The organism is Psychrobacter sp. I-STPA6b, assembly GCF_020662265.1.
Classification (GTDB): domain Bacteria; phylum Pseudomonadota; class Gammaproteobacteria; order Pseudomonadales; family Moraxellaceae; genus Psychrobacter.
This window is the reverse complement of sequence record NZ_VEWM01000070.1, coordinates 56,390-69,734: the sequence shown is the minus strand read 5'-3', so window position 1 is coordinate 69,734 and position 13,345 is coordinate 56,390. Positions and strand designations below refer to the sequence as shown.

General features: G+C 40.0%; 13 protein-coding genes and 2 tRNA genes. All 15 read left to right on the top strand.

The features are described from left to right. Positions 1–17 precede the first annotated feature (17 nt). The 15 genes from ruvX (at position 18) to rpsO (ending at position 13,292) form a co-directional block, all read left to right on the top strand. On the top strand, positions 18–488 hold the full coding sequence (ruvX, locus tag FHK88_RS08090) for a Holliday junction resolvase RuvX (RefSeq protein WP_227430234.1): 471 nt from the start codon (positions 18–20) through the stop codon (positions 486–488). A 14-nt stretch (positions 489–502) separates the two neighbouring features. Further along, complete coding sequence (locus FHK88_RS08085) at positions 503–970, top strand: hypothetical protein (protein WP_227430233.1); 468 nt, start codon at positions 503–505, stop codon at positions 968–970. 71 nt (positions 971–1,041) lie between these two features. Further along, positions 1,042–1,344, top strand: coding sequence for a sulfurtransferase TusA (gene tusA / locus FHK88_RS08080; RefSeq protein WP_227430232.1), 303 nt, complete (start codon positions 1,042–1,044; stop codon positions 1,342–1,344). Positions 1,345–1,377: 33 nt separating this feature from the next. Next, complete coding sequence (gene xerD / locus FHK88_RS08075; RefSeq protein WP_227430231.1) at positions 1,378–2,316, top strand: site-specific tyrosine recombinase XerD; 939 nt, start codon at positions 1,378–1,380, stop codon at positions 2,314–2,316. 107 nt (positions 2,317–2,423) lie between these two features. After that, positions 2,424–3,890, top strand: coding sequence for an anhydro-N-acetylmuramic acid kinase (locus FHK88_RS08070; RefSeq protein ID WP_227430230.1), 1,467 nt, complete (start codon positions 2,424–2,426; stop codon positions 3,888–3,890). A gap of 302 nt (positions 3,891–4,192) precedes the next feature. Next, entirely contained in the window at positions 4,193–5,014 is an 822-nt protein-coding gene (tpiA, locus tag FHK88_RS08065; RefSeq protein WP_227430229.1) for a triose-phosphate isomerase, read from the top strand. A 30-nt stretch (positions 5,015–5,044) separates the two neighbouring features. Beyond that, positions 5,045–5,365: a preprotein translocase subunit SecG gene (gene secG, locus FHK88_RS08060; protein ID WP_227430228.1), complete on the top strand. Its 321-nt coding sequence runs from the start codon at positions 5,045–5,047 to the stop codon at positions 5,363–5,365. A gap of 134 nt (positions 5,366–5,499) precedes the next feature. Beyond that, positions 5,500–5,584: transfer RNA gene (locus tag FHK88_RS08055), tRNA-Leu, on the top strand. 176 nt (positions 5,585–5,760) lie between these two features. Beyond that, positions 5,761–5,837 (top strand) — tRNA-Met (locus FHK88_RS08050). 495 nt (positions 5,838–6,332) lie between these two features. After that, the gene (rimP, locus tag FHK88_RS08045) at positions 6,333–6,830 is read left to right on the top strand and encodes a ribosome maturation factor RimP (RefSeq protein WP_227430227.1); all 498 of its coding nucleotides are present in this window, start codon (positions 6,333–6,335) and stop codon (positions 6,828–6,830) included. Positions 6,831–7,048: 218 nt separating this feature from the next. Continuing rightward, on the top strand, positions 7,049–8,536 hold the full coding sequence (gene nusA / locus FHK88_RS08040) for a transcription termination factor NusA (protein ID WP_227430226.1): 1,488 nt from the start codon (positions 7,049–7,051) through the stop codon (positions 8,534–8,536). A gap of 14 nt (positions 8,537–8,550) precedes the next feature. Continuing rightward, positions 8,551–11,271: a translation initiation factor IF-2 gene (gene infB / locus FHK88_RS08035; protein ID WP_227430225.1), complete on the top strand. Its 2,721-nt coding sequence runs from the start codon at positions 8,551–8,553 to the stop codon at positions 11,269–11,271. Positions 11,272–11,413: 142 nt separating this feature from the next. Continuing rightward, positions 11,414–11,806: a ribosome-binding factor A gene (locus tag FHK88_RS08030; protein ID WP_227430224.1), complete on the top strand. Its 393-nt coding sequence runs from the start codon at positions 11,414–11,416 to the stop codon at positions 11,804–11,806. 20 nt (positions 11,807–11,826) lie between these two features. Further along, a complete protein-coding gene (truB, locus tag FHK88_RS08025; RefSeq protein WP_227430223.1) occupies positions 11,827–12,840 on the top strand; it encodes a tRNA pseudouridine(55) synthase TruB in 1,014 nt (337 codons plus the stop codon). A gap of 185 nt (positions 12,841–13,025) precedes the next feature. After that, a complete protein-coding gene (gene rpsO, locus FHK88_RS08020) occupies positions 13,026–13,292 on the top strand; it encodes a 30S ribosomal protein S15 (protein ID WP_227430222.1) in 267 nt (88 codons plus the stop codon). Positions 13,293–13,345: the final 53 nt, after the last annotated feature.

Below are 13,345 nucleotides of genomic sequence, written 5' to 3'. Positions count from 1 at the left end.
GCACAGTAGATGAGGCAATGATGAGTCCTGATAATACAATGACAGGTTTGGTATTAGGTTTAGATTATGGCGTCAAAAAAATGGGGATGGCATTGGGAAATCATTTGACGCAAGATGCCCGACCTTTTGATATTTTAGCCATGAATAATGGACAACCTGATTGGGACAATTTAATTGGTATTATCAATACATGGCAAGTTGCAGAGGTCATTGTTGGCTTGCCATTAAATATGGATGGTAGTGATTCAATGCTGGCAAAACGGGCGCACAAGTTTGCTCGGCGCTTGGCTCATCGGTTAATTGAGGCACATTTATCCGTTGTTGTAAAAATGTATGATGAGCGTTTAACTTCTATTGAGGCGAAAGAAAAGGCTTGGGAGTTGGGTTTGATAAAGTCTACTTATGACCCAATTGATGATATTTCCGCCTGTTTATTGTTATCAAGTTATTTTGCAGATAGTAGTCAAGCCATGGAATTAACAAAGTAGGTGATAAAAATACAATGTCGCAATCAGAGTCAACAAAACCAGTAGAAGAATCTGGGGGAGTAGCAGGATTTCCACCACTTGCCATTACTCGTATTAAAGAAGCACAAAAACTGAATCGTATTGCCATTTACTTGGTGTGCTTAGCATTGGCATGTTTTGTATTTTTCGGTACGCTTGCTAGTGTGCAGTATTTTCATGACAGTGATTTACTGTATCAGCTTTTTCATTATTTGCCATATGCGTTGGTTGGGTTATCTGTGCCATTAACGTTGTATGATGCGTTTATTATTTATCGTTATCGTTTAAATCAGCCTTCGATTTTGATTTTAAGTATTGGTATTGCACTGAGTTTATTATTGATTTGTTTGTTATTTCAATTGGTAGATTGGCTATGGTTAGGCATCGTTGCTTGGATAGGGGTGGCTTTTTTGTTTCAGGCAAATTTTAAACGATTTTTTAAGTTTATATATGAGCAGACCTAGGGTAGTTTCGAGTTATTTTTTGAGATAAAACATTTGATTTTTTAAGGTTTAAAAAGGTTTAAAAGCGCTATATGTCTGATTTTTTAACGGCTGACCAGATTCATCATCATTTGGATACACAAGGACTGATTTGTCCCGAGCCTGTGATGTTATTACATAAAAGTATTCGCCAAGCAGGTGCTGGAGAGTTGATTGAAATATTGGCAACTGACCCTGCAACGACTCGGGATATTCCTAATTTCTGTCGTCACTTAGGGCATGAGTTGCTATTAAACGAGGTAGTAGAAAATACTACAAACGATGTGAGTGATGGCGAGCAGGATATAGAAGAGGTATCTCGTTATCGTTATGTGGTTAAAAAAAGAAGTGCTTAGGTCAATCACTGCAATAGAAATGATGGGTTGCATATGAGTCGGGTTCGTGCTGTTCAACCTCGCCAGCCTAAGCCATTAGTGGTTGAAGAAGAGCCAGAGTATTTGGTGGCTTTTCGTCAAGCCATGTTGGCACGTGGATTATCAACACGTACTCGTAATGCTTATGTGCGAGATTTGCATCAATGTGAGCTAATGAGTCATAGCGCATTAACTTGCTGGACAGAAACAGACGTTTTACATTGTTTGAGTGAGCTACATAAGGCAGGAAAAACACCTCGAACACAGGCACGTATTTTATCAAGTTTACGTCAGTTTTATTTTTGGATGGTGGGCAATGAGCGCCGAGAGGACAACCCTTGCGCACGTATTAAAAGTCCTAAGATAGGAAGGGCATTACCATCTGATTTGTCCGAAACAGATGTTGAGAACCTATTGCTTGCCCCTGATACCAGTACGGCTATTGGTTTACGGGATAAAGCTATGTTAGAGGTACTTTATGCCTGTGGGCTTCGGGTTTCTGAGTTGATGAATTTATCTTTAGAGCAGGTGAATTTAAATGCAGGCTGGCTTCAGATTACAGGGAAAGGTAATAAGACTCGGCTTGTACCACTTGGCGATTATGCAAATGAAGCATTAGAAGATTATCTTAACCATGCGCGTGGTGAGTTGGTTGCTACCCTAAAGTCTGGAAACTGTCAGGCGGTGTTTTTAACAACACAAGGGGGCTATATGACACGGCAAAACTTTTGGTATATGATAAAAAAATATGCCAAAGTTGCGGGTATTGTTAAAGAGATATCACCACATACTTTGCGTCATGCGTTTGCCACCCACTTATTAAATCATGGTGCGGATTTGCGTAGTGTGCAGTTATTATTGGGGCATAGCGACTTATCAACCACACAAATTTATACGCATGTGGCAACGGCGCGTTTGCAGGCATTGCATCAAGCACATCACCCAAGAGGTTAATGACCATTGCGTAGGTGTTGAGCATTGACCCTGTTTAGCTGTAATGTACAGGGATAATTTTTATTTGGACTGTTTATTTTTGAACAGATTTTATTTAGGCGGTCACTATGAATGCTGATACCACATCACTAGAGACTTTGAATCAAGGTCAGTTAGAAACGTTAGCCGAAACGTCGGGGTTGGATTTGGAAGTTTTGGCTGATGTTCTTGAAACGACAGTATTTGAGAACTTTGATGAAGGTTTATATATTGGCATGATGTCAGGTACAAGTCTGGATGCTTTGGATGCTGTATTGTGTCGATTTGGGCAGGATATGCCAGCAGAAAATGAACTCAGTGTGGGTGCATTGTCTATGCAATTGTTGCAGACACATTCAGTTGCCTTACCAGATACCTTGCGTAGCGTATTATTGGCACTATGTCAGCCCAATGCCACAAATAGCCTAACAGATACGTTTAAAGATAAGGTGTTGACAGATAAAACCTTGTCTTTAAAAGAGCTGTCTTTAAATGCAACTGGCAGTGAGCTTACCAGCGAGTTAGACTGGTTTGGTTGGGCGAGTAGAGCCTATGCTATCTTTGCCAGTGAGGTGGTGCTTGAGCTATTAAAAAAAGCAAATGTGAGTGCTGAAGAAGTGATGGCAATTGGGTGTCATGGACAAACAGTGAGGCATCGCCCACAGATGGGGTTTAGTTTACAGTTAGTAGATGCCAATTTGCTTGCTGAGAGGACAGGTATTGCGACGGTAACAGATTTTCGTCGCCGAGACATGGCGGTAGGAGGGCAGGGTGCACCTTTAGTACCTGCTTTTCATCGAGCATTATTTTCCCATACTCAGCAGACACGAGTGGTGTTAAATTTAGGAGGTATTGCTAATCTAACTTTGATACCAAGTGCAACCTCTAGTCAAACTGTGATTGGCTATGATACAGGTCCTGCAAATTTACTCTTAGATGCGTGGGCAAACCAGCATATTGGCAAAGCATATGATGCAGGTGGTGCATGGGGAAGCTCTGGTCAAGTTATCCATGAATTATTAACACAGTTATTAGACCATAAGTTTTTTGCTGAAACTGCCCCCAAAAGCACTGGGCGAGAAGATTTTAATTTAGACTGGTTGCAAGGAGAGCTAGAGCGTTTTGAGAAAAACTATCCTGATATGCGTTATTCTTCAGCCGATGTTCAAGCCACACTAACAGAGCTAACCGCAGTGTCTGCCAGTCAAGAAATCAGTCATTGTTTGTATAAAACTCAGCAAGCACACATATCTACGCATGAAAATCAGGTAGAAAACGTTAGTGAAGCGCAGTTAACATCAAAGACACCATACCAAAATAGTGTTTATGTCTGTGGTGGTGGTGCGTTTAATGACTACTTATTACAGCGTTTGGCACATCATCTACCGCAAGTACATATTCAAAGTACAGAAGTATTAGGTCTAGCACCTGCTTGGGTTGAAGCCTGTGCATTTGCTTGGTTAGCAAGACAAAAAATGATGGGTGCATCTGGTAACTTACCTGCGGTTACTGGTGCAGAAAAAAGTGTGGTATTAGGGCAAGTATGCTTTGCTTAAATGGATTGAGCTCAAGTTCTGACTTGAAGACTTATCAGCAAGAAAGCAATAAAAAAGTATAGGCAATATGAAACTTCCTTATAGAACTTATATAAACTGATAAAGTTTGTTATAATGTCAGGTTGCTTTGATGGTTAAATATAACAGGTATAAATTGAGTAGAAGATTTAACCAGTAAGCAAAAGTACAAATATTGTATTTGATGGTATTTATACAAAATATACATGATTCATCATTTTGGTCATAAAAATATATTGTACTATCAAACAAACCTTGAGTATTTTTTTAAGAGTATGTAAGTTATGTCCGCTTGGGTAATTGGAAACTGGAAGCTAAATCCTGCAAAGATACAACAAGCCATTGAATTGGTAGATGCCATTAATAAAAAATCAGCTTCTATCTCAGGATGCAATTTAGCCGTTGCGCCAAGTATGCTTCATGTCACGGCTGTCTCACAGTGTCTTAGTGACTCAAAGATTCAACTTGCTTGCCAAGATGTCAGTGCTTTAAGCGCACAAACAGGTGCTTTTACCGGAGATACATCCGCAGTACAATTACAAAATGCTGGTGTGGATTGGGTCATTATTGGACATTCAGAGCGCCGAGAATATTATGCTGAAAGTAACTCTGAGCTGGCAAAAAAACTCAGTCATTGTCAGCAATATCAGATGGGAACTATCTTGTGTATTGGTGAGTCTGAATCTGTTTATGAAGCTGGAGAAACTAAAGCAGTACTGACTGAGCAAATACAAGCCATAGCCTTGTATTTGCAAGATGACAGTGCTCTAGAAACAGACAATGGCAGTATCTCAGAAGAAGTTATCAAACAATTAACCTCAAAGCTAATCATCGCTTATGAGCCAGTATGGGCGATTGGTACAGGCAAAGTACCAACCGTTGAAGAAGTCACAGCGATTCATACTCACATCAGACAGGTATTAAAAAATATTCATAATGACTTACAGCATATCCCTGTGATTTATGGTGGCAGTGTTAAGCCTGATAATGCTGAAGCTTTTGCGAGTAGTCATGAAATTAATGGTGTCTTGGTTGGCGGTGCTGCACTAGATGCAGACAGCTTTATAGCCATTGCACAAGCTTTTGTAGCTAACCCTAATAAATAATAGGGCTATGGCAAAATTTAAAGGTGTATCATGTTTACGATAATTTTAGCCTTACATATCATTGTGGCTATTGCTATGATTGGTTTGATTCTCATCCAACACGGCAAAGGTGCAGATGCAGGTGCTTCATTTGGTGCAGGTGCATCAGGCACAGTATTTGGTGCGGCTGGCTCAGCAAACTTTTTGACAAGAACGACAGCAGTATTGGCAGTAATTTTCTTTATGACAAGTTTGACACTAGCTGTACATGCACGTCAGCAAGCAGATAGCCAAAACCGACTAGACCCAGTCGAGAGTAGCTTACCAGCAACAGACACAACGCTTCCTGAAGCACCAACGCCAACAGAATAAACCGACAACTTGCAACCATAAATAAATCAGCGTAGAATATGCGCCTACTTTGCTCTTGGTTTCTTTACGGATTATTTATTTACTAATATTTAGTATTAAGAGTATAAAGCAAAGTAGTCAGACAAAAGTCATCAGCGATTGTGGTGGAATTGGTAGACACGCTATCTTGAGGGGGTAGTGGCGCAAGCCGTGAGGGTTCAAGTCCCTCCAATCGCACCAAATTATCAAAAACCATATTCAGTTATATGTTTATTTGATGATAAAAGGTAATTGATAAAAACTTGTTTCACTGCATCAGTTGTTAATATAACATTGATGTATCATAAAAATAAGTTGATAGGAAATAATCCTTGACAAAGATTAGACCTATATATATAATTACCAGCCTAGATTGATGCGGGGTGGAGCAGTCTGGTAGCTCGTCGGGCTCATAACCCGAAGGTCGTTGGTTCAAATCCAGCCCCCGCTACCACTTTCTTAGACAGTTATTGTTTATTAAACCCACCATATTGATTGTGGGTTTTTTTGTATCTGATTATTTTATTTTTATCTAATTATTAATGTCAGTCATCTATCTTCTACATTACTAAGTTACTCTCTGGCAGTATCATAGTGCGTTAGCCAGATAGCACATAATATATGTGATGTCTTGGGCAAGTAAAAAAACTGTGGTTAAGATGTCCTTACTTCCCTCCAATCCCTATAATTATTTGTAGTTATAGAGGTACGTAATTGATATCTCTACAAGATTTGGTTAAGTATTAGTAATACCAAGTGTTTAGAGTGATAGATATTCAAAATTATAAAGAAATATCAAGAGATAGCTACGTATTAATACCAGATAAAAATATATTTTTGTTATACTAGGTACTATAGGTATTTGCTAATATAAAAAGCTACAGATAGTAGATGTCATTAATGACAGATATATTTGTTTTGACAACTTTAATGTAATGAATGAAGGTTTATGAAATTATCCACCAAAGTGGCAGAACTTACTGAGATTGTTGCACCAGCAGTAGAAGCCTGTGATGTGACATTATGGGGCGTTGAATTTATCCCTCAAGGTCGTCGCTCTTTGTTGCGTATTTATATTGAAGCAACAGAAGAAGAAAAGGCTCAAGGTAAGCAAGTTACAATTGAAGACTGTACTGCTGTAACACACCAAGTCAGTGGTGTACTAGAAGTACATGACCCAATAGCTGGAGAGTATGTGTTAGAAGTGTCTTCTCCAGGGTTGGATCGTTCTTTTTTTGATGCTAAGCAAATGGTGGATTATATTGGACAAAAGATTAATTTACGTCTAATACATGCTATTGGTACTGGTAGTACAAAGCGTCGTAAGGTTGCAGGTCAGTTAGAAAGCATTGATGATAACCAGTTAATGATTACGACCGCAGAAAAAGAGCAGTTTGAGATACAACTTAATAATATAGATAAAGCAAACTTGGTTTATCAACCTTAATAGACTATTGAGTTTTGTGACTATTTGCACAATAATTAACAATTAACTTTGTTAGATAACACTGTCAAACAGTCCTATTTAAAACGGTCATATTTAAAAGTTGTAAACTAAAAACGGATACTTGAAAAAGACGACTTGTAGTCGATTGCTGAAAAGAAAGATTGTCCATTAGCATGGCATAACGATATAAAACTTTAAGATGTGAGGATAGGTGTGACATGAGTCGTGAAATTTTAACGGTAGTAGAAACAGTCAGTAATGAAAAAGGGCTGAATCCAGAAGATATCTTTGAGGCAATTGAGCAGGCTTTGGTTGTTTCTACAAAAAAACGGGTATATACCGATCAACCAGAAGTGGCCATACGAGTTGATATTGACCGTAAAACTGGTGACTATGATACTTACCGTTATTGGACAGTTGTCGCTGATGAAGATCATGAGATGCCAGCTTGTCAGTTAGCGATAAGTGATTTGGATGAAAATGAATGGTCAATCGGTGATATTAAAGAAGAACAGATTGAATCTATTGAATTTGGTCGTATTGCTGCTACTCAAGCCAAACAAGTTATTATCCAAAAGATTCGTGAAGCAGAGCGTGCTTTAGTTGCAGATGCTTTTGAGCCACGTATCGGTGAGATGATGTATGGAGAAGTTAAAAAACAAACTCGTGATGGCTTTATCATTGATTTAGGTGATAATGCAGAAGGTTACTTAGCCCGTGATCAGATGTTGCCTCGTGAGCAACTTCGAGTCAAATCACGTATCAATGCGATTTTGTATCATGTCAATCGTGATAACCGTGGCGCTCAATTATTGTTATCACGTACCCATCCAGATATGCTATCTGCACTGATGCAAAAAGAAGTACCAGAAATTGCTGAGCAAATTATTGAAGTACGTGGTGTGGCACGTCAGCCCGGTGTCCGTGCAAAAATATCTGTTAAGACAAATGACCACCGCATCGATCCAGTAGGGGCTTGTATTGGGATGCGTGGTACACGTATTCAAGCAGTACAGCAAGAGCTAGACGGTGAGCGTATTGATGTGATTGTATGGTCTGATGACCCTGCACAGTATATTATTAGTGCGCTAGAGCCAGCAGATGTGAATAGCATTATTTTGGATGAAGATGCTAAAACAGCTGATATTATCTTTACTGCTAATGACCAATTGGCACGAGCCATTGGCTCACAAGGACAAAATGTCAGACTGGCTTCTGAGTTAACAGGTTATCGTCTAAATATGATGCTAGAAGAAGAGTATTTAGAGCGTCAAAAGAATGAAACACAGGCTTATATTGATCTGTTCTATGAGCGTTTAGAAGTAGATCAAGACTTGGCACAAGCTTTAGTAGATGTTGGTTTTACCAGTATTGAAGAAGTGGCGTATGTGCCAGTTGAAACATTTTACGATATTGAAGGACTGGATGATGATGCGATTGAGATAATTCAGGAACGAGCCAAAGAGGTCGTTATCGCAGATGAACTAGTCAAACAACAAAATATGAAAGAGCCAAGTGAAGAGCTTTTAAATCTTGAAGGAATGAGTGTAGATTGGGCTTATAAAATGGCGCAAAGAGACATCATTACTTTAGATGATTTAGCTGAGCAGGCAGTCTTTGACCTAGAAGATATTGATGGGTTAGATGATGAAACTGCTGGTAAGCTAATTATGAAAGCACGTGAATCTTGGTTTAATGAAGAATAATAGGTGACTATACAATGGCAGACAAAACCGTCAAAGAATTAGCAGACATGGTAAAAAAATCAGTCAGTGCGTTAAAAAAGCAGCTGGTTGATGCTGGATTGCCTGCTCGTGGCGAGGATGACATAGTCACCGAGCTTGAGCAAGAGCAACTCGTGGCATATTTAAAGCAAAGCCATGGTCAGCAAGAGAAAAGACGCATCAGCTTAAAATCAAAAACAACCACTACTGCACGTGTGACTGGCTCTTCTGGAAAATCGAAGAGTGTTAATGTTGAAGTGCGTAAGAAAAAAGTCTTTGAAAAGCCAGATCCTAATAAGATTGCTGAGCAAGTGGCTGCCCGTGAAAAAGCGGCAGCCGAAGCAAAACAGCGTGCTGAAGAAGAAGCTAAGAAACGTGAGCAAGCGAAAAAAGAAGCTGAAGAACGTCAAGCGGCAACTTTGGCAGCCATGCGAGCAAGCTTGGGTAGCAAGTCTTCTAGTGATGATGGTGATGAAGAAGTCACAGCAACTGTGGTTGTAAAAAAAGGCAGTAAAGCTGAAGAAGTGGCTAAAGGTAAGGCGAAGAAAAAACCAGCACCAACAAAACCAAAAGTAGAAACAGCTGAAGAGCGTAAAGCTCGCGAAGCACGTGAAGCTGAAGAAGAGCGCCTACGTAAAATTGAAGCTGAGACTCGCCGTAAACAAGCTGAGGAAGCTCAGAAGAAAACGCTAGAGCAAATGCGTAAAATGGCAGGTAAATATACAGATAAAGAGCCTGTTGCTGAAGTACGCAAAGATGAACCTTTAGCAGAAGGTCTGGTTGGTGCAGCACTTGAAGAGTCTTTTGAAAAAGAGCGTCGTGAGATTAAGCGTGGCTCTAATAGTACTGCGGCACGTGGTCGTCGTCGTAAGGTTCAAGAAGAGCGTGAAATTAAAAACCGCCGTCATGGTCTTAAATCATCACAAGCATCACAGCATAAATTTGAAAAGCCTGTTGAAAAAATTGTTCATGATGTTGAGATTAGTGAACAAATCGTTGTGTCTGACTTGGCACAACGTATGGCAGTTAAAGTTCGTGAAGTCATTCGCCTATTAATGAAAATGGGTGAAATGGTTGGTGAATCTGATGAGATAGATCAAGCAACTGCCAGCTTAGTTGTAGAGGAAATGGGGCATAACCCAATTCCAGTCAGTGATACTAAAGTTGAAGATGATCTACAAGAAGCTGTAGAAAAACGCAGTGGTAATGTTCAGGTGCGTCCACCTGTAGTGACTATTATGGGTCATGTGGACCATGGTAAGACGTCGCTACTTGATAAGATTCGTGAAACCAAGGTTGCTTCTGGTGAAGCAGGTGGTATTACTCAGCATGTGGGTGCGTATCATGTAGAAACAGACAGAGGTGTGATTACTTTCTTAGACACACCAGGACACGCTGCATTTACTGCAATGCGCTCACGTGGTGCACAGGCGACAGATATCGTGATTTTGGTTGTGGCTGCTGATGATGGCATGATGCCTCAGACAGAAGAAGCCATTGACCATGCCCGTGCTGCTGGTACACCTATTATTGTTGCTATTAACAAAATTGATAAAGAAACTGCTGACCCTGACCGTGTTTTAAATGAGCTGACCAGTAAAGAGCTGGTAACAGAAGCATGGGGTGGTGATACACCAATGGCAAAAGTTTCTGCCAAAACTGGTGAAGGTCTAGATGAGCTATTAGAGCTTATTAGTCTACAAGCAGAGTTGATGGAGCTTGAAGCACCAACTGAAGGTGCTGCTCAAGGTGTGGTCATTGAATCGCGCTTAGAGAAAGGTCGTGGTGCAGTTGCTAGCTTGCTAGTGAAAAAAGGTATCTTAAATCAAGGTGACTTGGTTCTGGCAGGTGAGTTCTATGGTCGTGTTCGTGCGATGATGGATGAAAACGGCGAGCGTATTAAGTCAGCAGGTCCTTCTATTCCTGTTGAAATTTTAGGTCTGCCAGATACACCAGCAGCCGGTAGTGAGTTCTTGGTTGTGACCGATGAGAAAAAAGCACGTGAAGTTGCCGAGTTCCGTAGCAATCGTGAGCGTGAGCGTCAGCTAGAGCGTCAGAACAAAACTCGCTTAGAAAGTATGTTTGAGCAGATGGAACAAGGTGATGTTTCTTTCTTAAATATTATCTTAAAAACAGATGTTCGAGGCTCACTAGAAGCATTATTGGTTGCATTGGATGAGCTGTCTACTGATGAAGTAAAAGTAAAAGTTATCAGCTCTGGTGTTGGTCCAATTTCAGAATCTGATGTCACGTTGGCAGAATCTAGTGAAGCAGTATTATTGGGCTTTAATGTCCGTGCAGATACAGCAGCACGTCGTAAAGCAGATGATGCTGGTTTAGATATCCGTTACTATAGTGTGATTTATGGTTTGATAGATGATGTCAAAGCTGCTATGAGTGGTATGCTATCCCCTGAGCATCGTGAGAAAATCCTTGGTGTGGCAGAAGTTCGTGATGTCTTCCGCTCTAGTAAATTTGGTGCGGCAGCAGGTTGTATGGTGGTCGAAGGCACGATTTATCGTAATAAACCAATCCGTGTATTACGTGATGAACAGGTTATCTTTACTGGTCAGCTACAGTCACTACGTCGCTTTAAAGATGATGTGAATGAAGTACGTACAGGTATGGAATGTGGTCTGGCTGTTAAAGGCTATGATGTTGAAGTCGGTGATAAAATCGAGGTCTTTGAAATTCAGGAAATCCAGCGCACTATCTAGGAAACCTGTTATCATCATAAAAGACCTAACAGGATATTCCTGCTAGGTCTTTTTTATATGATGATGACTATGAATGATTAACTATCAAGTATTAAATTTTATTTTTATAACTTTTATTGTTTTTATAATGTAGGGAATGACAATGAATCAACGTTTACAACGTTTGGCTGATCAAATTCAGCGAGAATTGGCGGTACTTATTCGTGATGAGGTCAATGATCCACGATTGACTGGGTTTGTGACCATCTCAAGTGTGAAAGTCAGTTCTGACTTAGGATATGCAGACATTTATGTGACGGTTATGGAGCCTGAGCTAAACGATGCAATGAATAAATATAGCCATGAGCAAAGTTTGCAAGTGTTAAATAAGGCAGCAGGATTTTTACGCACTGAGCTAAGCCATCGTCTAAAAACAAGAACGACGCCACGCTTACGCTTTCATTATGATGAAGTAACTGCACATGGTAATTATATGATGGATTTGATTCATCAGGCTGTCGCTAAAACTGAAGAGACGCAGACATCAGATAAGTAGATAAATAAGTGAGGACGACCATGAACGTGCCAATACAAAAGCATCGAGTCTGTGGCGTCATACTGATTGATAAACCACAGGGAATGACGTCACAACAAGTCGTCTCTAAAGTGAAATATCTCTTTAAGTCGCCACAGCATGATAGTAAAAAGGCAGGACATACAGGGACACTAGACCCAATGGCGACAGGGTTACTGCCTATTTGTTTGGGTGAAGCGACAAAGTTTAGCCATTATCAGTTAGATGCCAATAAAAGTTATGAAGCTATTTTACAGCTTGGTCAGCAAACAGATACAGGTGATGCTGAGGGCCAAGTGATTTATCACTGTGCTGTACCAGTATTGACATCAGAAGCACTCCAGCAAGTTGCTCAGCAGTTTCTTGGGGCAAGTGAGCAAGTGCCTCCTATGTATTCTGCTTTAAAAAAAGATGGTAAAAAGCTGTATGAATATGCCCGCGAAGGTATTGAAATAGAGCGTCCTAGCCGTGCTATTTTTTTGCATCAGTTAGCATTGACACAGTTGAGTCCAGATAGCATTAAAATAACAGTGACATGTTCAAAAGGTACATATGTCAGGGTATTAGGTGAAGATATTGCAAAAGCGTTAGGCAGTGTTGGGCATTTGATTGGATTACGCCGAATTGCTGTTGGTGATTTTGATATTGCCAATGCAATGACACTCACTGAGCTGGAAGAGTTATCATTAACACAACGCTTAACATCCTTATTACCCGTTGATGCGTGTATTGAGAATGTTCCTAGCATCACACTACCCACAGAAGCATGTGAGCGCTTATATCTGGGGCAACGTCTTAATGTTTTAGAGCATATGGATGAAGAAGTGAAGTCTTATCTGATGCAAAAAGCATCTCAATCTACTCAGCACATTTCTCAACAGACAGAGCAACAAAAACAAAAAATACATAGTGATGCTTATGATATTCGTATTTTGAATCATAAGGGTATTTTTGTTGGGCTGGGTGCATTGAGTAGTAATGGTCGCTTACAGCCAAAAAAAATGGTTCAGTATTAGGGACTGTATTTAACAGAATCTAGTCCATATTCAAAGTTTTTTATGAATAAATATCTGTTTATTGTGTTAGTTTTTTGGTATGATATTGAGTTCTATTTATGCAAGTCATCTAGGTCTACTCTTGTAATGCAGGGTTGACCCTAATTGGCGCGCATTTTACTGATTGCATTGCCGGAGAAAACACTATGTTAACTAATACAGATCGTCAACAAATCATCGCTCAATATCAACGTGGTGAAAATGACACAGGTTCACCAGAAGTACAGGTTGCTTTATTAACTGCTCGTATCAATGACTTACAAGGTCACTTTAAAGAGCATAAAGCAGACCATCACAGCCGTCGTGGTCTTATTCGTATGGTAAACCAGCGTCGTAAATTACTTGATTACCTAAAAGGTAAAGACCTAAACCGCTATACAACTTTGATTGGTCAGTTAGGTCTTCGTCGTTAATTTTATATCAACTATGTTGATAGTTTATTTTTAACTGACATAAGGACGGTGTG